Genomic DNA, 22,783 nt, shown 5'->3' with positions numbered 1-22,783 from the left:
CTCGCCCGCTCTGTAGGCAGACTCTGTAGCAGAACTTCCCATTCTCGATCCCCTTTGTAAGGGGGCCGCGTTCAAGCGAAGAAGCAAGGCAAGAATCAGACCATGGCTTTGCGCTATCACTTTTACTGCGATGGATGAATAGTTCGTTAGCTGGCTAAGGGGATGGCGCTGGCGCACCGAAAAATGGCACATTGACGCACCTGCCTGCGTGCACCCATCTGCTGTACGGAAACTCCCATGGCTATCAGCAACGTTCAGACCGCCGCTGCGTCGGCGTCCGCTCCTCCTCAAAGCAGTCCACTGGTGATGCGCATCATCGGCGCAGTGGCGCTGGCGCATTTGATCAACGACCTGATCCAGTCAGTGCTGCCGTCGATCTATCCGATGCTCAAGGCCAACTACGGCCTGAGCTTCACCCAGGTCGGCCTGATTACCCTGACCTTTCAATTGACCGCTTCGCTGTTGCAGCCGTGGGTCGGTTACCACACTGACCGGCATCCGAAACCGTGGCTGTTGCCGGCCGGTTCCGTGTGCACGCTGGTCGGGATTGTGATGATGTCGATGGTCGGCAGTTTCCCGCTGATTTTGTTGGCGGCGGCGCTGATCGGTATCGGCTCTTCGACTTTCCACCCTGAAGCTTCTCGTATTGCGCGTCTGGCGTCGGGCGGACGCTTCGGTCTGGCGCAATCGACCTTCCAGGTCGGCGGTAACGCCGGTTCGGCATTCGGGCCGTTGCTTGCGGCTGCGATCATCATTCCGTTTGGGCAGGGCAACGTGGCGTGGTTCGGACTATTCGCCGTGTTTGCGCTGTTCGTGCTGTACCGCATCAGTCGCTGGTACGCCCATCACCTGAACCTGTTCAAGCTCAAGGCCGGCCAGGCTGCCACTCATGGACTGTCGAAGGGCAGGGTGGTCAGTGCGTTGGTGGTGCTCGGGCTGCTGGTGTTCTCCAAGTATTTCTACATGGCCAGCCTGACCAGTTACTTCACGTTCTACCTGATCGAGAAGTTCGACCTGTCGGTGGCCAGCTCGCAGTTGCATCTGTTCCTGTTCCTTGGCGCGGTGGCGGCGGGCACGTTCTTCGGTGGGCCGATTGGGGACAAGATCGGCCGTAAGGCGGTGATCTGGTTCTCGATCCTTGGCGTTGCGCCATTCACGCTGCTCATGCCCCATGTTGATCTGTTCTGGACCACTGTCCTGAGCGTGGTGATTGGTTTCATCCTGGCGTCGGCCTTCTCGGCCATCGTGGTGTACGCGCAGGAACTGGTGCCGGGCAATGTCGGGATGATTGCCGGGGTGTTCTTCGGGCTGATGTTCGGCTTTGGCGGAATCGGCGCGGCGTTGCTCGGGCATCTCGCGGACATTCACGGCATCGAATACGTGTACTTCCTGTGCTCGTTCCTGCCGTTGTTCGGGGTGTTGGCGATCTTTCTGCCAAGAACCAAAAAGGCCTGACGGGCTGAATTTCAGGCACAAAAAAGCCGCGTATCAAACGCGGCTTTTTTTTGGGTGCAGCTTTTACACGTTGAAGCGGAAGTGCATCACGTCGCCATCTTTAACGATGTAATCCTTGCCTTCCAGACGCCATTTACCGGCTTCCTTGGTGCCTGCTTCGCCCTTGTACTGGATGAAGTCGTTGTAGGCGATCACTTCGGCGCGGATGAAGCCTTTTTCGAAGTCGGTGTGGATCACGCCAGCGGCTTGCGGTGCGGTGGCACCGACGCGGACGGTCCAGGCGCGGACTTCTTCGACACCGGCGGTGAAGTAGGTCTGCAGATGCAGCATTTCGTAGCCGGCGCGGATCACGCGGTTCAGGCCAGGCTCTTCCAGGCCCAGGGCCTCGAGGAACATGTCTTTCTCTTCACCGTCGTCCAGCTCGGCGATTTCCGCTTCGATCTTGTTGCAGACCGGAACGACCATGGCGCCTTCTTCTTCGGCGATGGCCTTGACCACGTCCAGGTGCGGGTTGTTCTCGAAACCGTCTTCAGCGACGTTGGCGATGTACATGACCGGTTTGGTGGTCAGCAGGTGGAAGCCCTTGATGATCGCCTTCTCGTCGGCGCTCATGTTCTTCATCAGACTGCGCGCAGGCTTGCCTTCGGTGAAGTGCGGGATCAATTGCTCCAGCAGGGCCTTCTGGGCCACTGCGTCCTTGTCACCGCCCTTGGCGTTGCGCGCGACTTTCTGCAGTTGCTTCTCGCAGCTGTCGAGGTCGGCGAAGATCAGTTCCAGGTCGATGATTTCGATGTCGCGCTTCGGGTCGACGCTGTTGGAAACGTGGATCACGTTCTCGTCTTCGAAGCAGCGGACCACGTGAGCGATGGCGTCGGTTTCGCGGATGTTAGCCAGGAACTTGTTGCCCAGGCCTTCACCTTTCGACGCGCCGGCCACCAGGCCTGCGATGTCGACGAATTCCATGGTGGTCGGCAGGATGCGCTTCGGATTGACGATTTCCGCCAGAGCGTTCAGGCGTGGATCCGGCATCGGCACGATGCCGCTGTTCGGCTCGATGGTGCAGAAGGGGAAGTTCTCGGCCGCGATCCCGGATTTGGTCAGGGCGTTGAACAGGGTGGACTTGCCGACGTTAGGCAGGCCGACGATGCCGCAATTGAATCCCATGGTGTTTCCCCTCGGATTAGAGTCAGGCCTTCTGGCTGTGCAGGTTTTTCATCGCGCGGTTCCATTCACCGGCGAGGATATCCGGCAGCACGCCGAGGGCAAAGTCGATGCTGGCATCGAGTTTTTCCTGTTCGGCGCGTGGCGCACGACCCAGGACGAAATTTGAAACCATACTGGCGACGCCCGGGTGGCCGATGCCAAGCCGCAGGCGGTGGAACGTATTCTGATTGCCCAATTGCGCGATGATGTCGCGCAACCCGTTGTGACCGCCATGGCCGCCGCCAACCTTGAGCTTGGCGACGCCCGGAGGCAGATCGAGTTCGTCGTGTGCCACCAGGATTTCTTCGGGCTTGATGCGGAAGAAACCGGCGAGTGCCGCCACGGCCTGGCCGCTGCGGTTCATGTAGGTGGTGGGAATCAGCAGACGAACATCCTGACCCTGATGCGAAAACCGCCCGGTCAGGCCGAAATACTTGCGATCGGCCACGAGATTCACATTCTGTGCGTGGGCAATGCGCTCAACAAAAAGGGCCCCTGCGTTATGCCGGGTCTGTTCGTATTCGGCACCTGGATTTCCCAGGCCAACGATCAGTTTGATGGCAGTCACGATAGGGGCCCTTCCTTGGAGTGGTGGATAACATCGCCGCGATCGGGGAAGGCGGCGAAAGTGGACGAAAAATGCTCATTTACCATGGATGTAAACTCCGCGTTCCCGCCCGCTTTCTCGCTACGTTCCAGTCCGCGATGTTACCTGTTCACTCCGGCTTTACAGAGTGATTACTCTGCAGCGCCTTCGGCAGCTTCTGGAGCAACACGTGGAGCGTGGACGTTGGCAACAGCCTTGTCATCGCCGTGTGCCAGAGCAACGAACTCAACACCTTTAGGAGCTTTCAGGTCCGACAGGTGAATGATGGTGCCGATTTCGGCTTTGGCCAGGTCGACTTCGATGAACTCAGGCAGGTCTTTGGCTTCGCAGGAAACTTCGATTTCTGCAACAACGTGCGAGATCTCGCCGCCTTTCTTGACCGGAGCTTCTTCGTTGATGAAGTGCACTGGAACAACGGCAGTCAGTTTCTTGCCGGCAACAACGCGTACGAAGTCGGCGTGCATGATGAACTGCTTGGCCGGGTGACGCTGCATGGCTTTAACAACCACGTCTTGCTTGACGCCGCCGATGTTCAGTTGGATGACGTGGCTGAAAGCAGCCTCGTCTTCGAACAGCTTGGCTACTTCTTTAGCCAGCATCATGATGGACTCAGGAGCCTTGTCACCACCGTATACAACGGCAGGAACCTGGCTGGCGAGACGACGCAGGCGGCGGCTCGCACCTTTCCCCAGGTCGGTACGCGCTTCGGCGTTCAGGATGAAATCAGTCATTTTGTATCTCCAAAATAGCCATGTCCGGGCGACGTCTGCGACCGACGTCAAAGCGGCATGGGCAAAAAAGCCCCGCCCCAACATGAGTGTTGGGGCGGGGCGCTTTTCGTCAACGAGACATTTCGAGAAGGGCAGGGCCCTTAGCGGAACATCGCGCTGATCGATTCTTCATTGCTGATGCGGCGAACCGCTTCGGCAACAACCGGTGCGATATCCAGTTGACGGATACGTGCACAGGCTTGTGCTGCAGCGGACAGCGGGATGGTGTTAGTGACCACCAGCTCGTCCAGCACGGAATTTTCGATATTCTCGATGGCCCGACCCGACAGCACAGGGTGTGTGCAGTAGGCAAAGACCTTGGCTGCGCCATGCTCTTTCAGGGCCTTGGCCGCGTGGCACAGAGTGCCGGCGGTATCGACCATGTCATCGACCAGGATGCAGGTACGCCCTTCGACATCACCGATGATATGCATCACTTCAGAGTGATTGGCTTTCTCACGGCGTTTGTCGATGATCCCGAGATCCACGCCCAGCGACTTGGCAACGGCACGTGCACGCACGACGCCGCCAATGTCCGGGGACACGATCATCAGGTTCTCGAAGCGCTGATCTTCGATGTCATCCACCAGAACCGGGGAGCCGTAGATGTTATCTACCGGAATATCGAAGAAACCCTGAATCTGGTCAGCATGCAGATCAACCGTGAGAACACGGTCGATGCCGACTACGGTAAGCATGTCAGCGACGACTTTCGCGCTGATAGCCACACGTGCGGAACGCGGACGGCGATCCTGACGGGCATAACCAAAATAAGGAATAACAGCAGTGATACGAGTAGCCGAGGAGCGGCGGAAGGCATCAGCCATCACTACCAGTTCCATCAGGTTATCGTTGGTCGGAGCGCAAGTCGGCTGAATAATGAAAACGTCTTTACCGCGAACGTTTTCATTGATCTCGGCTGTAATTTCGCCGTCGGAGAATTTACCGACAGAGATGTCACCGAGAGGGATATGCAGCTGACGTACAACACGCCGAGCCAGATCGGGGTTAGCGTTCCCCGTAAAGACCATCATCTTGGACACGCGCAGTACCTAGAGGCTGAGGGTAACCTGGATGAGTATAGAAAATGGCAGGGGCGGCTGGATTCGAACCAACGCATGGCAGGATCAAAACCTGCTGCCTTACCGCTTGGCGACGCCCCTGTATCTGTTGCTTGCAAGTGCCGGGCACTTGGTTCCTTTAGAGCAGACTTTGCAGCTTGCGATGCAACATCGAAACGTTGCTTCCTTTTGCTACAAACCCTGTAAGGGTCTCTGTCAGAAGGGCCGAGACTTTATCAGCTTCAGCTTTGCTTGGGAAGCCCCCAAACACACAACTTCCAGTTCCGGTGAGTTTTGCTTCGGTAAAATTACCTAACAAATTCAATGCGTTATGTACTTCTGGATAACGCCTTGCTACCACCGGCAAGCAGTCATTTCGACTGTTTCCCTCGGGAACGGGGCGCACTTTAATGGGCGGCGTGTTACGTGTCAACAATGGATCTGAAAAAATTTCTGCCGTACTAACAGAGACTTGCGGGACGAGCACGACATACCACGGTTCGGCGGGCTCAACCGGGGTCAGTTTCTCGCCGACACCTTCGGCGAAAGCCGCGTGGCCACGGACGAACACCGGCACGTCGGCTCCAAGTGTCAGGCCCAGTGTTGCCAGCCGATCTTCATCCCAGCCCAGCTGCCAAAGATGATTGAGGCCGAGCAGGGTGGTCGCCGCATTCGAGCTGCCACCACCGATGCCACCGCCCATCGGCAGGATCTTGTCGATCCAGATATCGATGCCGAGGGCGCAGCGGGATTGCTCTTGCAGTTTTTTCGCCGCCCGCACGATCAGGTTGCTGTCGTGGGGCACGCCGTCGAATTCGGTGTGCAGGCGAATCACGCCATCGTCACGGACGGCGAAGGTGATTTCGTCGCCGTAGTCGAGGAACTGAAAAATCGTCTGCAACTCGTGATAGCCGTCTTCACGACGACCGAGAATGTGCAGCATCAGATTGAGTTTGGCCGGAGAAGGCAGCGTCAGGCGTGGAGCGGTCATGCTTATTGCCCCAATTTACGCGGTTGCCAGGTCTTGATGACCAGCGTCACGTCCAGATCGGTGCCGTGCAGTTTGATCCGCTCGGGCAGCCAGTAACCATTCTGTTCGGCATAACCGAGGTACTCGACCTGCCAGCCGTCCTGTTCCAGATTGGCCAGGCGGCTGTCGGCATCGAGGGTCAGGCGGCTCTTGCTGGCCGGAGCTGGCAGACCGCGAACCCACCAGGACAGATTCGATACCGGCAGTTTCCAGCCCAGTTGCTCTTCCAGCAGGACTTCCGGGGATTGCGCGTCATAGCGGCCCTGGTTGGCGACTTCCAGCGAAACCTTGCCCGGGCGACCGGTCAATCGCGCCGCGCCGCGACCCAGCGGGCCGGACAGGCGGATGTCGTAATAATCCTGGCGCTGCAGCCAGAACAGCGTGCCACTGCCCGAGTCTTTCGGGGCGCGGATACCGATCTTGCCGTCGATCTGCCAGCCATCGAGGCCGGTCAGTTGCTGTTTGTTCGCGGCCCATTGTACCGGGCTGCCATGGCCTTCGACGGATTCGCGGGCGCCAAAACCCGCGCAACCGGCAAGCAGGGCGATGAAACTGAAAACGATGACGTGGCGCAAAAACATGAGTTAAAGAGTCTCGGATCCGGTCAAGCGCTTGATGGTGCTGCGCAGTATGGTGCTGTCGGGCTGATCCTTGAGGAACTTGCCCCAGATTTGTTTGGCTTCGCGCTGGTTACCCTTGGTCCACAGGACTTCGCCCAGGTGAGCGGCGACTTCGTGATCGGGGAAGCGCTCCAGCGCCTGACGCAGATACTTCTCGGCGTCATCCAGGTTGCCCATGCGGAAGTTCACCCAGCCGAGGCTGTCGAGTACCGCCGGGTCTTCCGGATTGATCTGGTGCGCCTGCTCGATCAGCGCCTTGGCTTCGGCGTAGCGCGTCGTGCGGTCGGACAGGGTGTAGCCGAGAGCGTTGAGCGCCATGGCATTGTCCGGGTCGCGCTTGATGATCAGGCGCAGGTCTTTTTCCATCTGCGCCAGGTCATTGCGTTTTTCCGCCTGCATCGCCCGGGTATAGAGCAGATTCAGATCGTCCGGGTATTGCAGCAACGCTTGTTGCAGGACTTTCCAGGCCTTGTCGCCCTGATTGTTGGCGGACAGGGTCTCGGCCTCGATCAGGTACAGCTGGATCGCGTAATCCGGCTGCGCATCACGTTCGGCCGCCAGTTTGCTCTGGGCTTCGGCGGTCTTGCCGTTGTTCATCAGGATGTCGGCCTGACGCAGTTGTGCCGGCAGATAGTCGTTGCCCGGCCCGACCTGGGCGTACTCGATCAGTGCGCCTTGCGGGTCGTTGCGTTCTTCGGCGATGCGCCCCAGGTTCAGATGGGCGGAATCGACATGGCTTTCCCGGGCGATCAGGTCTTCCAGGTAACCCTTGGCCTCGTCCCAGGCCTTGGCTTCCAGGCAGACCAATGCCAGCGAGTAACGCAGTTCGTCGTCTTCCGGGTATTGCTGGACCAGTGTCGAGAACTCGACCTTGGCATCGTCCATCCGGTCCTGTTCCACCAGCATCCGCGCGTAAGTCAGGCGCAGACGCTTGTCGTCCGGGTACTTCTTGATGTTCTTCTGCAGCAGCGGCAGGGCCTCGTCGCCACGGTTCAGCCCTTGCAACAGGCGGGAACGCAGCAGGATCGGGGCGATTTCGCCGTCGTCTGGCGGATTGTCTTCGAGCAGGGTCAGCGCACCTTTGGTGTCGCCGTCCTGCTGCATCAGCAGGGCCTTGCCGAAAATCAGCTGATTGTTGTGCGGGTGACGCTGAAGCAGACGGTCGAAGCTTTTCATCAAACCGTTGCGGGTTTCCTGATCGGTGTCGGCGGCCGACAGCGCGAGGAAGTCGAAATGGGTGTCGCCCTTGCCCTGCAGGACTTTCTCCATATAGACCATCGAGTCGTCATAGCGCCCGGCGCGTGCCAGTTGCACGGCGGCGGCGCGTTGCGCTTCGAGGTCGTCAGGTGCGTTTTTCGCCCAGATCAGTGCGGTATCCAGCGCCGGTTGATCCGCGCCCAGGTACTCGGCGATACGGAACGCCCGCTCGGAAACACCCGGGTCCTGGGTGTTGATGGCCTGGGTCACGTAGTTGTCCAGGGCAATGTCGAAACGATTGCGCTGGCCGGCGAGTTCGGCGCTCAGCAGGCTGAACACCGTTTCCTGGCTGAACGAGCTGTAAACCTTGGGCTTTTCAGGGGCTGGCGTGGTGTCTTCGACCGATGAGGTGCCATCGTGCGAAACGGGGGCCAAGGCCTGGCAGCCGCTGAGGAAGACAAAAGCTAGGAGCAACGCGGAAGATCTATTCATATAGGAAGAGGACGACTAACCTGCGGTCGGATCATCATGACACAAGCCTTCGGCCAAACATAACCGAGTCTCGATTGTGGCCATTATAGGGGCCGACAATTGGGACAATAGTCAGCGGTAGTTGTTCTGAATCTGACGAAGTAGGACAATTGCCGGCTTCACGTCACCATCAGCGACCTTGAATGGCCTTCCTTGCACTCGGTATCAACCACAAGACTGCTTCAGTAGACGTCCGCGAGCGCGTGGCCTTTACCCCTGAGCAGCTGGTGGAGGCCTTGCAGCAGCTCTGCCGACTCACCGACAGCCGCGAAGCTGCGATCCTTTCCACCTGCAATCGCAGTGAACTGTATATAGAACAGGATCAGCTTTCGGCCGATATCGTGCTGCGCTGGCTGGCTGACTATCACCATTTAAGCCTCGATGAGCTGCGCGCGAGTGCTTATGTGCATGAAGATGATGCGGCAGTTCGTCACATGATGCGCGTCGCCTCCGGGCTCGACTCGCTGGTGCTGGGCGAACCGCAGATCCTCGGCCAGATGAAATCGGCCTACGCCGTGGCCCGCGAGGCCGGCACCATCGGGCCGCTGCTCGGGCGCTTGTTCCAGGCAACGTTCAACGCTGCCAAGCAAGTGCGCACCGACACCGCCATTGGCGAGAACCCGGTGTCCGTGGCGTTTGCCGCGGTCAGCCTGGCCAAACAGATTTTCAGCGACCTGCAACGCAGCCAGGCGCTGCTGATCGGCGCCGGCGAGACCATTACCCTGGTCGCCCGCCATCTGCATGATCTGGGGGTCAAGCGTATCGTGGTGGCCAACCGCACGCTGGAACGCGCCAGCCTGCTGGCCGAACAGTTCGGTGCCCACGCGGTATTGCTGTCGGACATTCCGGCCGAACTGGTGCGCAGCGACATCGTGATCAGTTCGACCGCCAGTCAGTTGCCGATCCTCGGCAAGGGCGCGGTAGAAAGCGCCTTGAAGCTGCGCAAGCACAAGCCGATCTTCATGGTCGACATCGCCGTTCCCCGGGATATCGAACCGGAAGTCGGCGAACTCGACGACGTTTACCTCTATAGCGTCGACGATCTGCACGAAGTGGTCGCCGAAAACCTCAAGAGCCGTCAGGGTGCAGCGCAAGCCGCCGAAGAGATGGTTTCGGTCGGCGCCGACGATTTCATGGTGCGCCTGCGTGAGCTGGCGGCGGTCGACGTGCTCAAGGCCTATCGTCAACAGAGCGAGCGCCTGCGCGACGAAGAGCTGCAAAAGGCCCTGCGTCTGCTGGCCAACGGCGGCAACGCCGAAGACGTGCTGGGCCAGTTGGCCCGTGGCCTGACCAATAAACTCCTGCACGCCCCGAGCGTGCAATTGAAAAAGCTTTCTGCCGAAGGCCGCCTCGATGCGCTGGCCATGGCCCAGGAACTCTTTGCCCTCGAGGGCTCACCGGATAGCTTTTCGGATAAAAAACCGCAATGAAAGCGTCACTGCTCAATAAGCTGGATATCCTCCAGGACCGTTTCGAGGAACTGACGGCGCTGCTCGGCGACGCCGAAGTCATTTCCGACCAGACCAAATTCCGCGCCTATTCCAAGGAATACGCCGAAGTCGAGCCGGTCGTCGAAGCCTATAAACAGCTGCTCAAGGCCCAGGCCGATCTGGAAGGCGCCCAGGCGCTGCTCAAGGACGGCGACCCGGACATGCGGGAAATGGCCGTGGAAGAAGTCCGCGAAACCAAAGAGCAACTCGTCGAGCTGGAAGCCACCTTGCAGCGCATGCTGCTGCCCAAGGATCCCAACGACGGGCGCAACGTGTTCCTCGAAATCCGCGCCGGTACCGGTGGCGACGAGGCGGCGATCTTTTCCGGCGACCTGTTCCGCATGTACTCGCGCTATGCCGAGAAACGCGGCTGGCGCGTGGAAATCCTCTCGGAGAACGAAGGCGAGCACGGCGGCTATAAAGAAGTCATCGCCCGGGTCGAAGGCGACAATGTTTACGGCAAGCTGAAATTCGAGTCCGGCGCCCACCGCGTACAGCGCGTGCCGGCCACCGAATCCCAGGGCCGGATCCACACTTCCGCTTGCACCGTGGCTGTGTTGCCGGAGCCCGACGAGCAGGAAGCGATCGAGATCAACCCGGCGGACTTGCGCGTCGACACTTACCGTTCCTCCGGGGCCGGTGGTCAGCACGTCAACAAGACCGACTCGGCGATCCGTATCACCCACTTGCCGACCGGCATCGTGGTCGAGTGCCAGGAAGAACGTTCCCAGCACAAGAACCGTGCACGGGCGATGGCCTGGCTGTCGGCCAAGCTCAACGACCAGCAGACCACGGCGGCGGCCAACGCCATCGCCAGCGAACGTAAATTGCTGGTGGGTTCCGGCGACCGCTCCGAGCGGATCCGCACCTACAACTTTGCCCAGGGCCGGGTCACCGACCACCGCGTCAACCTGACCCTGTATTCCCTCGACGAGATCCTCGCCGGTGGCGTCGAAGCGGTGATCGAGCCGTTGCTGGCCGAATACCAGGCCGACCAACTGGCAGCGATAGGTGAATAAATGACCATCATCGCCAGCCTGTTGCGCGCCGCCGAACTGCCGGACTCGCCCACCGCACGCCTGGATGCAGAACTGCTCCTCGCTGCGGCGCTGGGCAAGTCCCGCAGTTTTCTTCACACCTGGCCCGAACGCATCGTGCCGAGCGAAGCCGTGCTGGTCTTCACCGAATACCTGCAACGCCGCCGCAGCGGTGAGCCGGTGGCCTACATTCTCGGCCAGCAGGGTTTCTGGAAGCTCGATCTGGAAGTCGCGCCGCACACACTGATTCCGCGTCCGGACACCGAATTGCTGGTGGAAGCCGCACTGGAGTTATTGCCGGCGACCCCGTCCAAGGTTCTCGACCTCGGCACCGGCAGCGGGGCGATTGCCCTGGCCCTGGCCAGCGAGCGTCCAGCATGGAACGTCACCGCGGTGGATCGCGTGCTGGAAGCCGTGGCCCTGGCCGAGCGCAACCGTCAGCGTCTGCACCTGAACAACGCCACGGTGCTCAGCAGTCACTGGTTCAGCGCCCTCGAAGGTAAGCGATTCCAGCTGATCATCAGCAACCCGCCATACATCCGCGCCGCCGATCCGCACCTGGTGGAAGGCGATGTGCGTTTCGAACCGGAAAGCGCCTTGGTGGCCGGCATTGACGGGCTCGACGATCTACGACTGATCATCGCTCAGGCTCCGGCACATCTGGAGGCCGATGGCTGGCTGATGCTCGAACACGGCTATGATCAAGCCGAGGCCGTGCGCGATCTGTTGCTGACGCAAGGTTTCGAAGTAGTCCACAGCCGCACCGATCTGGGCGGCCATCAACGGATCAGCCTGGGGCGCCTGCCGTGCTGAATGATCAGGAATTGTTGCGCTACAGTCGGCAGATTCTCCTGCAACACATCGACATCGATGGCCAGTTGAAGCTCAAGGACAGCCGCGTGCTGATCGTCGGCCTTGGCGGTCTCGGCGCGCCGGTTGCCTTGTATCTGGCGGCGGCGGGCGTCGGCGAGCTGCATCTGGCGGATTTCGACACGGTCGACCTGACCAACCTGCAGCGCCAGATCATCCACGACACCGACAGCGTCGGCATGACCAAGGTCGACTCGGCGCTCAAGCGCCTGAGCGCAATCAATCCTGAAATCCGACTGGTACCCCATCGTCAGGCACTGGACGAAGATTCTCTCGCCGCCGCCGTAACAGCGGTGGATCTGGTGCTCGACTGCTCGGACAATTTCTCCACCCGCGAAGCGGTCAACGCCGCGTGTGTGGCGGCGCGCAAACCGCTGGTCAGCGGCGCGGCGATCCGCCTCGAAGGACAAATGTCGGTGTTCGACCCGCGTCGCGCCGAGAGCCCTTGCTATCACTGCCTGTACGGTCACGGCAGCGAAGCCGAACTGACTTGCAGCGAAGCCGGCGTGGTCGGGCCGCTGGTGGGTCTGGTCGGCAGCCTGCAAGCGCTGGAAGCCTTGAAGTTGCTGGCGGGTTTCGGCGAGCCACTGGTGGGGCGCCTGCTGTTGATCGATGCGCTGGGCTCGCGATTCCGTGAGCTGCGGGTCAAGCGTGATCCGGGATGCAGCGTCTGTGGTTCGCACCATGCGTGAAGCGCCGATCGCCGTATTCGATTCCGGCGTCGGTGGCCTGTCGGTGCTGGCGGAAATCCAGCATCTATTGCCCCATGAATCGCTGCTTTACCTCGGCGATTGCGGGCACATTCCTTATGGCGAGAAAACCCCGGAATTCATTCGCCAGCGTTGCAGCGTGATGGCCGGTTTTTTCCGCGAGCAGGGCGCCAAGGCGCTGGTGATCGCCTGCAACACCGCGACCGTGGCCGGCGTCGCCGATCTGCGGCGTGATTTTCCCGACTGGCCGATTGTCGGCATGGAGCCGGCGGTCAAACCGGCCGCTGCCGCCACTCGCAGCGGCGTGGTCGGCGTACTCGCCACCACCGGCACCTTGCAGAGCGCGAAGTTCGCGGCCTTGCTCGACCGTTTTGCCACCGATATCCGGGTCATTACTCAGCCGTGCCCGGGGCTGGTGGAGCTGATCGAAAGCGGCGACCTGCACAGCGAAGCGCTGCGTCAGTTGCTTCACCGCTATGTCGAACCGCTGCTGGGCGCGGGTTGCGACACGATCATTCTTGGCTGCACCCACTATCCGTTTCTCAAACCGCTGCTGAAGACGATGCTCCCCGACGACATCAGTCTGATCGACACCGGCGCCGCCGTGGCGCGGCAACTTCAGCGCCTGCTGGCCGAGCGCGATCTGCTTGCCGAGGGGCCGAGCCGCTGCGCGAAATTCTGGACCAGCGCCGATCCGCAATCCTTGAAAAACATCCTGCCACTGCTGGGACAAACGCCCGGCGATGTGCAAAGCTTCGCGATGTAAAAAAGTTGTGTCATAACTGAAAAATCAGCTGAACTTCTGTTCAAGCGCCGATTTCTATAAGCGTCAAGCACACTAAAAACCATACGACCGTTAGGAAAAGGATGTTTCAAGTGAAGCGACTATTCTGCTTGGCCGCGATTGCGGCCGCACTGATGGGGCAAAGTTTTACTGCACAGGCCGCTGGCGTGGAATTCGGGGTTGGAGCCACCAGCGATTCAACGATGACCTATCGCCTGGGAATGAATTTCGACTGGGACAAGAGCTGGCTGCAAAGCGATGTCGGTCGCCTCACCGGTTACTGGAGCGGCGCCTACACCTACTGGGAAGGCGACAAGGGCTCCAGCAACAACAGCCTGTCGTTCTCGCCGGTGTTCGTTTACGAGTTTTCCGGCGAGTCGATCAAACCCTATGTCGAGGCCGGCATCGGCGCTGCGGTGTTCTCCAACACCGAGTACGAAGGCAACAAGATCGGCCAGGCCTTCCAGTTCGAAGACCGCATCGGTTTCGGTCTGCGCTTCCATGGCGGGCACGAGGTGGGGATCCGTGCGACCCACTATTCCAACGCCGGCATGTCGAGCAACAACGACGGGGTAGAAAGCTACTCGCTGCACTACACGATGCCGTTGTAACCCATGAAAAAAGGAGCGCCAAGCGCTCCTTTTTTTGTCTTCAGCGATACGCCGTGGCAATCCCTTGGCGTTCCTCGAGGCATTCCGGCGCACCCATCTCGAATTCGCGGCAGATCAGCGGGCGTTTTTCGTAGATGGTGCACATCATCGTGTCGCGATCCAGCGCCGCGCACCAGCCATCGTCCAGACGCAACATGACTTCGCCACCCCATTCATCGGTATCGATATAGCGCTCGGGTACACCGGTGTCGGTGATCAGCATGACTTCGAGCTGACAGCAGCAGGCCGCGCAAGTCGAACAGGTGACTGCGGGCTCATCGATTGGCTGCAGGGGAATGGTTTTCATGGGCGCAGTGTACGGCAGTGACCCGTGCGCGTGTGAAAGCCCTGACGGACGATTACTGCACCAGGCGCCGCGACAAGAGGTGCAACAACGGAAACAGCAACGCCCACAACAGGCCGATGCCGATCAAAGTCGGTAACTCGCCATAGGGAAACTGCACCCCGGCCAGTCGTCCACCGGCGCAGTACGACAACGCGCCACCCACGGCCCCGAGCACACTCGCCAGCCACCATGGCCGGGCGCTCCATTGCAGGCAATGGCGCAACGTTGTTGCCAGAAGTGCCCACAACAGCATCAGCCACAGCGGAATCAGCGGCGACAGGTCCTTGAATTCAAAGACCCCGAGACCGCGCAGGCCGCTGTCCACGGCGGTGCCCAGAATCACTACGCCGAGAATCAGCCGCCCCTCAGCCGCCCAGTTGCTGATCCAGCGCAGATGAATCACCAATACCGCCAGCGCCACCAGCAACCACAGGCTGTTGCCGCCGACCACGCAGGCCAACCAGCCGACCTGGAACAGTACGGCGTTGGCGATCCGCTCAAGCATCGAAGCGTCCGAGCAGCGGCGCCGGCATCGCCGCCGGTTTGGCCAGCAGCAATTGCGCGGTGCCGATGGTGCGTTCGAGGAAGCCGCCCTCGCAGTAGCACAGATAAAACTCCCACAGCCGCAGGAAATAATCGTCGTAGCCCAATTCGCTCAGGCGGCCGTGGGCGTGGCGAAAATTCTCGTGCCACAGGCGCAGGGTCCGGGCGTAGTGCAGGCCGAAGTCTTCCATGTGCAGCAGGTTCATGTCGGTGTCGCGGCTGACGATTTCGAGCATCTTCTGCACACAGGGCAGGGCGCCGCCGGGGAAGATGTAACGCTGGATGAAATCCACGCCGCGTTTCGCCTGCTCGTAGCGTTGATCCCGGATGGTGATCGCTTGCAGCAGCATCAGGCCGTTGCTCTTGAGCAGGTGCGCGCATTGCTTGAAATAGGTCGGCAGGAAGCGATGACCGACCGCCTCGATCATCTCGATCGACACCAGTTTGTCGTACTGGCCGGTGAGATCGCGGTAGTCCTTGAGCAGCAGCGTCACCCGGTCCTGCAGGCCAAGGCTTTCGATGCGCCGGGCGGTGAACGCGTATTGCTCTTTGGACAGAGTGGTCGTGGTGACTTTGCAGCCATAGTGCTGCGCGGCATACAGCGCCATGCTGCCCCAGCCGGTGCCGATCTCCAGCAAGTGATCGCCAGGCTCGAGTGCGAGCTTCTGGCAGATCCGTTCCAGTTTGTTCAGTTGCGCCTGCTCCAGACTGTCGTCCGGGCTGAGGAACTGCGCTGCCGAGTACATCATGGTCGGGTCGAGAAACTGCTCGAACAGATCGTTGCCGAGGTCGTAGTGCGCGGCGATGTTTTTCTGCGAGCCCTTGCGTGTGTTGCGATTGAGCCAGTGCAGACCGCGCACCAGCGGCCGACCGATTTTGGCCAGCCCGCCCTCCATGCCATCCAGCACTTCAAGGTTGCTGACGAAGACGCGCACCACGGCGGTCAGATCCGGTGAGCTCCAGTAGCCGTGAATGAACGCTTCCCCGGCGCCAATCGAGCCGTTGCCCGCGACCATGCCCCAGGCCGCCGCATCGAGGACATGAATCTCGCCCAGCAACGCACTGCCCGGTGTGCCGAAGACCTGGCGCTCGCCGTCCTCGATCACCACCAGTTGCCCGTGCTTGAGCTGTGCGAGCTGACGCAGGACACCGCGACGCAGCAGCGAGCCGGTGATGCCGTGCGTACTGAACGGGATGGCGGCTCTGGCCGAAACGCTAGAGGATTTCATGGCGGTGCTCCTCGGGAGACGCAGTGGCGGTTCGAAAGCTGTCGTCGGCCGTCCGATGGGAAAACAGCGGGGTGCGCTTGAGCAGCAAGCGCAGGGCTTGCCAATAGATCGCGAGGGCGGTTTTCGCGGTCATCCACGGAAAGCGCCACAGATGCCGGTGCAGGTTGCGTCGATCAAGCGGTTCGCGTTTCAGGTTGAGCGTGGCGTCGAACAGCTTGCGTTCGCCCTGCCAGTCGGCCATGTGCACGCCAAGGGTTTGCGCGGCGGGGCTGAAGCTCATGCGGTATTCCAGATCCGGCGGCAGGAACGGTGATACGTGAAACGCCTTGGCCACGGCGAAGTGCTGGTGGAAGTCGCGCACGCTGGTCGGCGCCCGCGCCGGCAATACGTAGTGATAGCGCTCGCGCCACGGCGTGTTGCTGACTTCACAGAGAATCGCCGCCAGTTGCCCGTCGGCTTCGTGGCAGTAAAAGAAACTCACCGGGTTGAACGCCAGGCCCCAGCTTCGCGGCTGGGTCAGCAGGCAGATCGAACCCTGCGGCTCGTGACCGAGGGCCGCGCCGACTTGAAGACGCACAGCATCGATCAGTCGCACACCACGACCGGTGAAGGTCTTGAGGTAGTCGGTCTCGCGAAACGAGAACGGGGCAAAGCGGCTCGTGCCGGACAGTGGCGACAGGTTCAGCACGACGTCCTGTTCGGCCAGGTCGAGATAGAGCAGCCCGATCCGGTAGCGGAACTCATGCCGACGCGGGGCGAATCGCCGGTGGGCGATCCAGCCACTGTAGAGCGCGCTGTTCACAGGCTTTCTCCGAACGCGGCGGCCACGCGTAAAGCGCTGACCACGCCGTCTTCATGAAAACCGTTGGCCCAGTAGGCACCGCAATAATGAGTGTGCTGCGTTCCGTCGAGCTCGGCCCAGCGCTGTTGTGCCGCCACCGCTGCGAGGCTGAATTGCGGATGGGCGTAAGTGAAACGGGCAAGCACTTTGGACGGGCTGATGCCGGCGCTCTGATTGAGGCTGACGCAAAACGTGGTATCGCTCTGGATGCCTTGCAGGATGTTCATGTCGTAAGTCACGGCCGCCTGGGTGTGGCCCGCCCCGCCGAGACGATAGTTCCAGCTGGCCCAGGCCCGTTTGCGCATCGGCAACAGACGGGTGTCGGTGTGCAACACCACTTCGTTGTCGGCGTAGGGCAGGGCACCGAGAATCTCCCGTTCGGCACGGCTTGGATTGGCCAGCAGTTGCAGTGCCTGATCGCTGTGGCAGGCCAGCACGACTTTGTCGAAGTGTTCGATGCCGACGGAGCTGTGGATAACCACGCCGTGTTCGTTGCGTTCGATCCGGCTTACCGGGCAGTTCACGCGGATCCGCTCTTTGAATGACGCGGTCAACGGTGCGAGGTAGGCACTGGAGCCACCCTCGATCACCCGCCATTGCGGGCGATTGCTGACCGACAACAAACCGTGGTTCTCGAAGAACCGCACAAAGAACTGCAGCGGAAAATTCAGCATCTCGGCCATCGGCATCGACCAGATCGCCGCGCCCATCGGCACGATGTAATGCAGGATGAAACGCTCGCCGTAGCCGCCGGCCTTGAGGTAGTCGTCCAGTGTGGTGTCGCTGGCGATCCGCTGTTCGGCGAGGTCGCGCCGGGCTTCCTTGTTGAAGCGCAGGATGTCGCGCAGCATGCCCCAGAACCCCGGCGAAAACAGATTGCTGCGCTGAGCGAACAGGCTGTCGAGGTTGTTGCCGTTGTATTCCAGGCCGGTATCGGGGTCGGTCACCGAAAAACTCATTTCGGTGGCTTTGGAGGTCACACCTAACTGACCGAGCAAACGGATGAAGTTCGGGTACGTCCAGTCGTTGAACACGATGAACCCGGTGTCGATTGCGTAATCACGCCCGTCCACCGTCACTGTCACCGTATGTGTATGGCCGCCGACCCAATCGCCGGCCTCGAACACCGTGACGTCATGTCGGCGACCGAGCAGGTAGGCGCAGGCCAGGCCTGCGATCCCGCTGCCGACGATGGCGATGTTCACGTCGGATCCCGCAAGGGTGGTATGTTGCGCACCATGCGCTTGCCGATCGCCAGTTGTACTTGTGCGGGCATTTTCGACAGCGGCCAGAGCGCCGCCATGAAGAGTGCCGGGAAGGCAATCTCCAGTGGCCGGTCCTTGAGCCTGCTGAAAATGTGGCTCGCCGCTTTTTCCGCAGGCCAGCTCAATGGCATCGGGAAGTCGTTTTTGGCGGTCAGTGGCGTTTCGACAAAGCCCGGGCTGATGATGGTGACTTCAATGCCTTCGTCCGCCAGATCAATGCGCAATGACTCGAACAGATAACGCAGTCCGGCCTTCGATGCTCCGTACGCTTCGGCCCGGGGAAGCGGCACGTAGGTGACGGAGCTGGCCATGCCTACCAGATGCGGCGCGGTTCCTTTACGCAGCAGAGGCAGGGCGGCTTCGATGCAATAACTGCTGGCGAGCAGGTTGGTGCGTACCACATGCTCGACGATCGTAGCGTCGAACTGTTTTGCATCGACGTATTCGCAGGTGCCGGCGTTGAGGATCACGCTGTCCAGCGATCCCCAGTCCAGCGCGATCTGTTCACCGATTTCCCGCACGGTCTGGCTGTTGGTCAAATCCCCCGGCACCACCAGCACCTGTCCCGGGTAGCGCTGCGACAACACTTTGAGCGGTGCAATCTGACGGGAACTGACCGCCAGGTGCGCGCCGGTTTTCAGAATCTCTTCAGCCAGTGCTGCACCGATACCACTGCTGGCACCGGTCAGCCAATAACGGCGTGGAGTTGTACGACTCATCCCAATCTCCTTTTCAGCCAGGCGATCACCCGGCCCAATATCGGTAAATGTTCGTAAAGCAGCGCCCCGGCATCGAAGTAATCCCGGTGGCGATAAACCTTGTCGCGCCAGAGCAGGTGCGAACAGCCCGAGACCCGAATCAACCGTCCGCCGGCCAGACGCGGGTGGCGGTAGCTCATGACCCAGCGCAGGTAACCTTCGCAGTCACCGATCTGGTCGAAACCGTGAAAGTCGAACCGCAACTCGCTGACGTTGGCGTACAGCTCGCTGAAGTAGCCGCGCAATTGCGTCAGTCCCTGTACTTCGTGCAGCGGATCGGTGAAGTGAATGTCCTCGCTGTAGAGCGCGTCCAGGCTGTGCAGGTTGTCTTTGTTCAACTGCGCGAACTGGCGGGCGAAACGGCGCAGGAATTCACTCATGGCCTTCTCCGACAGACGTACGGGAGGGCAGATTTTTGAACGCGGTCAGTGCCCGCTCCCGCGAGGTGCTCAGGTTGACGATCGGCGGCGGATAGTCCGCCACGCCGAACAGTCCGCCAGCGCTTGCAGGGTTGTGCACTTCTTTCTTGTTCAGCCCGGCCAGTTCAGGCAGCCAGTGCTTGATGAACAGGCCTTCGCTGTCGAATTTTTCCGACTGGCTGATTGGATTGAAGATCCGGAAATACGGCGCTGCATCGGTGCCGGTCGACGCGCTCCACTGCCAGCCGCCGTTGTTCGCGGCCAGATCGCCGTCGATCAGGTGGCGCATGAAAAAACGCTCGCCTTCACGCCAGTCGATCAGCAGGTTCTTGGTCAGGAACATCGCCACCACCATCCGCAGCCGGTTGTGCATCCAGCCGGTTTCGAGCAATTGGCGCATCGCGGCGTCGATGATCGGCAGACCGGTGCGTGCTTCCTGCCAGGCCGCCAGTTCCTGCGGCGCATCGCGCCAGGCCAGGGCTTCGGTTTCCGGACGGAACGCGCGATGGCGGGACACCCGTGGGTAGCCGACCAGAATGTGTTTGTAGAACTCGCGCCACAGCAGTTCGTTGATCCAGGTGACCGCGCCGACCTTGCCGCTTTCGAATTCGCCCTGATTGCTTTGCAGCGCGGCATGCAGGCATTGGCGCGGCGAGATCACCCCGGCCGCGAGATAGGCCGAGAGCTGGCTGGTGCCGGGCTTGGCCGGGAAGTCGCGCTCGCTTTTGTAGTAGTCGATCTGTACGTCGGCGAAGGTGTCGAGGCGTCGTTGGGCCTCGGTTTCGCCGGCGGGCCACAGGTTGCGCAGTGCTTGGCCGGGTGTCGGGAAACCCTCGATGGAATCGGGTACCGGATCGCTGGCGATGTTCAGCGGGACCTGTGCGGACGGCGCTTTTATCAAGGACGGCATCGAGCGATGCAGGCGTTCGTAGCAGACTTTGCGGAACTGGCTGAAGACCTGAAAGTAGGTGCCGGTTTTGGTCAGCACGCTGCCGGGTTTGAACAGCAACTGATCGAGATAGCTGTGAAAGGCGACGCCTTCGGCCTGCAATGCCCGTGCAACGGCCGCATCGCGGCGGCTTTCGTGGACGCCGTATTCCTCATTGATGTGAACAGCCTCGACCTGCAAATCCTGGCAAAGCTCAAGCAGTACCGCTGGGGCCTGATCCCAGTGCGGGGCGCTGCGGATCAACAGCGGGATGTTCAGTTCGCCAAGGGTTTTGCTCAGTTCCCGCAGGTTGCGCAGCCAGAAATCGACCTTGCACGGGGCGTCGTCATGTTCCTGCCATTGTTCGGGGCTCAACAGGTACACGGCCACGGTCGGGCCACGCTCGGCGGCGGCCGTCAGGGCGGTGTTGTCATGTTGGCGCAGATCGCTGCGCAGCCAGATCAATTGCATGGTGTTCTCTGCACGAATCATTAAATCACCCCACGCTGAAGGAGTGCCCGATGCGCCGACAAGGGATCTTCGGCCAGGTACAGATCAGCGATCTCGGAGGTTCTTACGGACAACTCGGCGTGGTGGATGCACACCGTTGGTCCGGCAATCATTTTCGGGCAACTGATGCCATTCAATAGTTTCGGCAACTGCGCCAGGTTCATGGCCTTGCTGGAATACAGCAGTACGCCCCGGGCTTGCAGGTGATCGACTGCCAATGCCAGCTCCCCGGCGGGCAACGGCCAGTCGAACACTTGGACCGGACAGTCGGCGCTGCTGATCAGCCAGGCGCAGAGCCACAGATGTGGCTCCAGCAGTAAATCCGATTGGTTGACCAGCAGCAGCGGCGCTGTGCGCAACTGACGGTTGTTATGGTAGATGCGTGCGCCGAATTTGCTACGCAACCAGGCGTGAAAGAACACCCGTTCCATCTGCGCACCGAACTGGCCTTGCCAGCGCTGTTCGAGGTCCGCCAGCAACGGCATCAGCAATTGCTCACACAGGGTTCGCGGCGGGTAGAGCGCCATTGCCTGGTTGACGCTGTCGTCGAGGCTGCGCTCGTTCAATTGCGTGACCGCCAGCAGCGCGGCCTGGTGCAGGGGCTGCCATTCGTTTTCCAGCGGCTCGTTGACGGTTTGCGCTGTGTCGAGCAGCGGTTTGACCTGACTGACCGCCACGCCACGGTTGAGCCAGGTGAGGATGTGCTGAATGCGCTGGACATGTTCGGCCGAATACAAGCGATGCCCCTTGGGCGTGCGTTGCGGCACGATCAATCCGTAACGGCGCTCCCAGGCGCGCAGGGTGATCGCATTGACGCCGGTCTGGCGTGCGACCTCGCGAATCGGCAGCCAGCCTTCGTCGAGGGCTTTTTTGAAGTCGGCGCCGAGGTCTTCGCGGGCGCTGGTGTCGGGTGAGTCGTTCATCAAATGGCGTTTCGCAGGCTGAGGTTTTCCGGGTGCGGTTGCAGGTAAACCTGTTGCGCGATGTAGGGATCGGGGTGTTGACGAAAGTGATGCTTGAGCAGCGTCAGCGGCACCACCAGCGGCACGATGCCGTGGCGGTACTGGCCGATGACGTGCTGCATTTCCTGTTTGTCTTCGGCGCTGATGGCTCGTTTCAGGTAACCGCTGATGTGCTGCAACACGTTGCTGTGGGTGCGACGTGTGGCGCAGGTGGTCAGCGCCGCCATCAACTGGCTGAAGTAGCGCGGGCCGAGCTCCACGGGTTCGGTCTGGCCCATGTTGCCCAACAGATTGCCCAGCGCCTTGTATTGCACCGGGTTGTGGGCCATCAGCAGGTATTTGTAGCGCGAGTGGAAGTCGGTCAGGGCGCGGCGGCTCAGGCCTTGCCGGAGCACTTGCTGCCAATCGCTGTAGGCGAATACCCGGGTGATGAAATTTTCCCGCAGGACCGGATCGTTCAGGCGCCCGGCTTCTTCGACCGGCAAGTCCGGGTGCCGGGCGCAGAAGGCCTGGGCATAGATCCCGCGACCGCTGCCGATCGGTGCGCCGTTGGTGTGATAGACCTTGACCCGTTCCAGTCCACAGGACGGCGACTGCTGCATGAAGATGTAGCCACAGATGCCGTCAAGCTCGACAGCCATTTTCTCGCCATAAGCGGACAGCGCATCGGTGACGTCGGTCTCGCGATGAACCGTCCCGAGGGCCTGGGGATGGTCCGGGTCGCCCACCAGCCGGATCGGCTCGCGGGGGATGCCCAGGCCAATCGCGACTTCCGGACACACCGGGACGAATTCGAAATATTCAGTGAGTGTGTGGGTGCACAGCCGTGATGCCTTGTGTCCGCCGTTGTAGCGCACTTCGGCTCCCATCAGGCAGGCGCTGATGGCGATCTTGGGTGGGGACGGTTCGGACATGACGGCACCTCGAATCTGAATTTGTACAGAATGTTTATTCTGTACAACATTCC

General features: G+C 60.6%; 24 protein-coding genes and 1 tRNA gene. 7 read left to right on the top strand and 18 right to left on the bottom strand.

Features of this window, described 5'->3' with window-relative positions; genetic code table 11:
• The first annotated feature begins 237 nt into the window (after positions 1–237).
• Entirely contained in the window at positions 238–1,455 is a 1,218-nt protein-coding gene (locus M5B98_RS11340) for an MFS transporter (protein WP_085733612.1), read from the top strand.
• Positions 1,456–1,518: 63 nt separating this feature from the next.
• Here M5B98_RS11340 and ychF read toward each other — a convergent pair whose 3' ends face one another.
• From ychF to M5B98_RS11300, 8 genes are all read right to left on the bottom strand, one after another.
• Positions 1,519–2,619, bottom strand: coding sequence for a redox-regulated ATPase YchF (gene ychF / locus M5B98_RS11335; RefSeq protein WP_085709288.1), 1,101 nt, complete (start codon positions 2,617–2,619; stop codon positions 1,519–1,521).
• Positions 2,620–2,641: 22 nt separating this feature from the next.
• Complete coding sequence (pth, locus tag M5B98_RS11330) at positions 2,642–3,226, bottom strand: aminoacyl-tRNA hydrolase (protein WP_007951726.1); 585 nt, start codon at positions 3,224–3,226, stop codon at positions 2,642–2,644.
• 170 nt (positions 3,227–3,396) lie between these two features.
• Positions 3,397–3,996: a 50S ribosomal protein L25/general stress protein Ctc gene (locus M5B98_RS11325; protein WP_085709289.1), complete on the bottom strand. Its 600-nt coding sequence runs from the start codon at positions 3,994–3,996 to the stop codon at positions 3,397–3,399.
• Positions 3,997–4,136: 140 nt separating this feature from the next.
• Positions 4,137–5,078, bottom strand: a complete 942-nt coding sequence (locus M5B98_RS11320; protein WP_003171603.1) for a ribose-phosphate pyrophosphokinase — start codon at positions 5,076–5,078, stop codon at positions 4,137–4,139.
• A 45-nt stretch (positions 5,079–5,123) separates the two neighbouring features.
• Positions 5,124–5,198: transfer RNA gene (locus M5B98_RS11315), tRNA-Gln, on the bottom strand.
• A 37-nt stretch (positions 5,199–5,235) separates the two neighbouring features.
• Entirely contained in the window at positions 5,236–6,087 is an 852-nt protein-coding gene (ispE, locus tag M5B98_RS11310; protein ID WP_248742736.1) for a 4-(cytidine 5'-diphospho)-2-C-methyl-D-erythritol kinase, read from the bottom strand.
• A 2-nt stretch (positions 6,088–6,089) separates the two neighbouring features.
• Positions 6,090–6,707: a lipoprotein insertase outer membrane protein LolB gene (gene lolB / locus M5B98_RS11305; protein ID WP_248742735.1), complete on the bottom strand. Its 618-nt coding sequence runs from the start codon at positions 6,705–6,707 to the stop codon at positions 6,090–6,092.
• 3 nt (positions 6,708–6,710) lie between these two features.
• Positions 6,711–8,435 carry a tetratricopeptide repeat protein gene (locus M5B98_RS11300; protein WP_248742734.1) on the bottom strand — a complete coding sequence of 575 codons (1,725 nt, stop codon included), beginning with the start codon at positions 8,433–8,435 and terminating at the stop codon, positions 6,711–6,713.
• 182 nt (positions 8,436–8,617) lie between these two features.
• On the opposite strand from M5B98_RS11300, the gene hemA reads away from it, so the two are divergent.
• The 6 genes from hemA to M5B98_RS11270 all read left to right on the top strand — a co-directional run bounded on the left by hemA (position 8,618) and on the right by M5B98_RS11270 (position 13,976).
• Positions 8,618–9,904 carry a glutamyl-tRNA reductase gene (gene hemA, locus M5B98_RS11295; RefSeq protein WP_085700892.1) on the top strand — a complete coding sequence of 429 codons (1,287 nt, stop codon included), beginning with the start codon at positions 8,618–8,620 and terminating at the stop codon, positions 9,902–9,904.
• Entirely contained in the window at positions 9,901–10,983 is a 1,083-nt protein-coding gene (gene prfA / locus M5B98_RS11290; protein WP_085709293.1) for a peptide chain release factor 1, read from the top strand. The genes hemA and prfA overlap by 4 nt, the downstream gene beginning before the upstream one ends.
• Positions 10,984–11,814, top strand: coding sequence for a peptide chain release factor N(5)-glutamine methyltransferase (prmC, locus tag M5B98_RS11285; RefSeq protein WP_248742733.1), 831 nt, complete (start codon positions 10,984–10,986; stop codon positions 11,812–11,814).
• Entirely contained in the window at positions 11,808–12,563 is a 756-nt protein-coding gene (locus M5B98_RS11280; protein ID WP_248742732.1) for a molybdopterin-synthase adenylyltransferase MoeB, read from the top strand. The genes prmC and M5B98_RS11280 overlap by 7 nt, the downstream gene beginning before the upstream one ends.
• Entirely contained in the window at positions 12,556–13,347 is a 792-nt protein-coding gene (gene murI, locus M5B98_RS11275) for a glutamate racemase (protein WP_248742731.1), read from the top strand. The genes M5B98_RS11280 and murI overlap by 8 nt, the downstream gene beginning before the upstream one ends.
• Positions 13,348–13,457: 110 nt before the next feature.
• Positions 13,458–13,976, top strand: a complete 519-nt coding sequence (locus M5B98_RS11270; RefSeq protein ID WP_248742730.1) for an acyloxyacyl hydrolase — start codon at positions 13,458–13,460, stop codon at positions 13,974–13,976.
• 40 nt (positions 13,977–14,016) lie between these two features.
• On the opposite strand, the gene M5B98_RS11265 is transcribed toward M5B98_RS11270, so the two are convergent.
• From M5B98_RS11265 to M5B98_RS11220, 10 genes are read right to left on the bottom strand one after another with little or no spacing between them, the layout of a single operon-like run.
• Entirely contained in the window at positions 14,017–14,322 is a 306-nt protein-coding gene (locus tag M5B98_RS11265; RefSeq protein ID WP_248742729.1) for a YkgJ family cysteine cluster protein, read from the bottom strand.
• A 52-nt stretch (positions 14,323–14,374) separates the two neighbouring features.
• Entirely contained in the window at positions 14,375–14,866 is a 492-nt protein-coding gene (locus M5B98_RS11260) for a DUF2878 domain-containing protein (protein WP_248742728.1), read from the bottom strand.
• Positions 14,859–16,133 (bottom strand): SAM-dependent methyltransferase, encoded by a 1,275-nt coding sequence (locus tag M5B98_RS11255; RefSeq protein WP_085709299.1) that lies wholly within the window; start codon positions 16,131–16,133, stop codon positions 14,859–14,861. The genes M5B98_RS11260 and M5B98_RS11255 overlap by 8 nt, the downstream gene beginning before the upstream one ends.
• Entirely contained in the window at positions 16,120–16,935 is an 816-nt protein-coding gene (locus M5B98_RS11250; RefSeq protein WP_248742727.1) for a DUF1365 domain-containing protein, read from the bottom strand. Before M5B98_RS11250 ends, M5B98_RS11255 begins: the two co-directional genes overlap by 14 nt.
• Entirely contained in the window at positions 16,932–18,179 is a 1,248-nt protein-coding gene (locus tag M5B98_RS11245) for an NAD(P)/FAD-dependent oxidoreductase (protein ID WP_248742726.1), read from the bottom strand. Before M5B98_RS11245 ends, M5B98_RS11250 begins: the two co-directional genes overlap by 4 nt.
• A complete protein-coding gene (locus M5B98_RS11240) occupies positions 18,176–18,958 on the bottom strand; it encodes an SDR family NAD(P)-dependent oxidoreductase (RefSeq protein WP_248742725.1) in 783 nt (260 codons plus the stop codon). Before M5B98_RS11240 ends, M5B98_RS11245 begins: the two co-directional genes overlap by 4 nt.
• The gene (locus M5B98_RS11235) at positions 18,955–19,377 is read right to left on the bottom strand and encodes a nuclear transport factor 2 family protein (protein WP_248742724.1); all 423 of its coding nucleotides are present in this window, start codon (positions 19,375–19,377) and stop codon (positions 18,955–18,957) included. Before M5B98_RS11235 ends, M5B98_RS11240 begins: the two co-directional genes overlap by 4 nt.
• Positions 19,370–20,815: a deoxyribodipyrimidine photo-lyase gene (gene phrB, locus M5B98_RS11230; RefSeq protein ID WP_248742723.1), complete on the bottom strand. Its 1,446-nt coding sequence runs from the start codon at positions 20,813–20,815 to the stop codon at positions 19,370–19,372. Before phrB ends, M5B98_RS11235 begins: the two co-directional genes overlap by 8 nt.
• 20 nt (positions 20,816–20,835) lie before the next feature.
• Complete coding sequence (locus M5B98_RS11225; protein ID WP_248742722.1) at positions 20,836–21,777, bottom strand: MerR family transcriptional regulator; 942 nt, start codon at positions 21,775–21,777, stop codon at positions 20,836–20,838.
• Entirely contained in the window at positions 21,777–22,730 is a 954-nt protein-coding gene (locus M5B98_RS11220; protein ID WP_248742721.1) for a YbgA family protein, read from the bottom strand. The genes M5B98_RS11225 and M5B98_RS11220 overlap by 1 nt, the downstream gene beginning before the upstream one ends.
• Positions 22,731–22,783 lie beyond the last annotated feature (53 nt).

The organism is Pseudomonas sp. MWU12-3088 (genome assembly GCF_023242405.1).
Classification (GTDB): Bacteria; Pseudomonadota; Gammaproteobacteria; order Pseudomonadales; family Pseudomonadaceae; genus Aquipseudomonas; species Aquipseudomonas kribbensis.
The sequence above is the reverse complement of the archived record's forward strand: the minus strand, read 5'-3'. Positions and strand labels throughout refer to the sequence as shown.

Bases quoted from the DNA above. Each gene is read 5' to 3' on its own strand.
- M5B98_RS11265 (WP_248742729.1), bottom strand. From the start codon at position 14,322: ATGAAAACCATTCCCCTGCAGCCAATCGATGAGCCCGCAGTCACCTGT.
- ispE (WP_248742736.1), bottom strand. From the start codon at position 6,087: ATGACCGCTCCACGCCTGACGCTGCCTTCTCCGGCCAAACTCAATCTG.
- murI (WP_248742731.1), top strand. From the start codon at position 12,556: ATGCGTGAAGCGCCGATCGCCGTATTCGATTCCGGCGTCGGTGGCCTG.
- M5B98_RS11340 (WP_085733612.1), top strand. From the start codon at position 238: ATGGCTATCAGCAACGTTCAGACCGCCGCTGCGTCGGCGTCCGCTCCT.
- M5B98_RS11255 (WP_085709299.1), bottom strand. From the start codon at position 16,133: ATGAAATCCTCTAGCGTTTCGGCCAGAGCCGCCATCCCGTTCAGTACG.
- hemA (WP_085700892.1), top strand. From the start codon at position 8,618: ATGGCCTTCCTTGCACTCGGTATCAACCACAAGACTGCTTCAGTAGAC.
- M5B98_RS11260 (WP_248742728.1), bottom strand. From the start codon at position 14,866: ATGCTTGAGCGGATCGCCAACGCCGTACTGTTCCAGGTCGGCTGGTTG.
- M5B98_RS11225 (WP_248742722.1), bottom strand. From the start codon at position 21,777: ATGAACGACTCACCCGACACCAGCGCCCGCGAAGACCTCGGCGCCGAC.
- prfA (WP_085709293.1), top strand. From the start codon at position 9,901: ATGAAAGCGTCACTGCTCAATAAGCTGGATATCCTCCAGGACCGTTTC.
- lolB (WP_248742735.1), bottom strand. From the start codon at position 6,707: ATGTTTTTGCGCCACGTCATCGTTTTCAGTTTCATCGCCCTGCTTGCC.
- M5B98_RS11240 (WP_248742725.1), bottom strand. From the start codon at position 18,958: ATGAGTCGTACAACTCCACGCCGTTATTGGCTGACCGGTGCCAGCAGT.
- prmC (WP_248742733.1), top strand. From the start codon at position 10,984: ATGACCATCATCGCCAGCCTGTTGCGCGCCGCCGAACTGCCGGACTCG.
- M5B98_RS11300 (WP_248742734.1), bottom strand. From the start codon at position 8,435: ATGAATAGATCTTCCGCGTTGCTCCTAGCTTTTGTCTTCCTCAGCGGC.
- M5B98_RS11235 (WP_248742724.1), bottom strand. From the start codon at position 19,377: ATGAGTGAATTCCTGCGCCGTTTCGCCCGCCAGTTCGCGCAGTTGAAC.
- M5B98_RS11220 (WP_248742721.1), bottom strand. From the start codon at position 22,730: ATGTCCGAACCGTCCCCACCCAAGATCGCCATCAGCGCCTGCCTGATG.
- phrB (WP_248742723.1), bottom strand. From the start codon at position 20,815: ATGCAATTGATCTGGCTGCGCAGCGATCTGCGCCAACATGACAACACC.
- ychF (WP_085709288.1), bottom strand. From the start codon at position 2,619: ATGGGATTCAATTGCGGCATCGTCGGCCTGCCTAACGTCGGCAAGTCC.
- M5B98_RS11325 (WP_085709289.1), bottom strand. From the start codon at position 3,996: ATGACTGATTTCATCCTGAACGCCGAAGCGCGTACCGACCTGGGGAAA.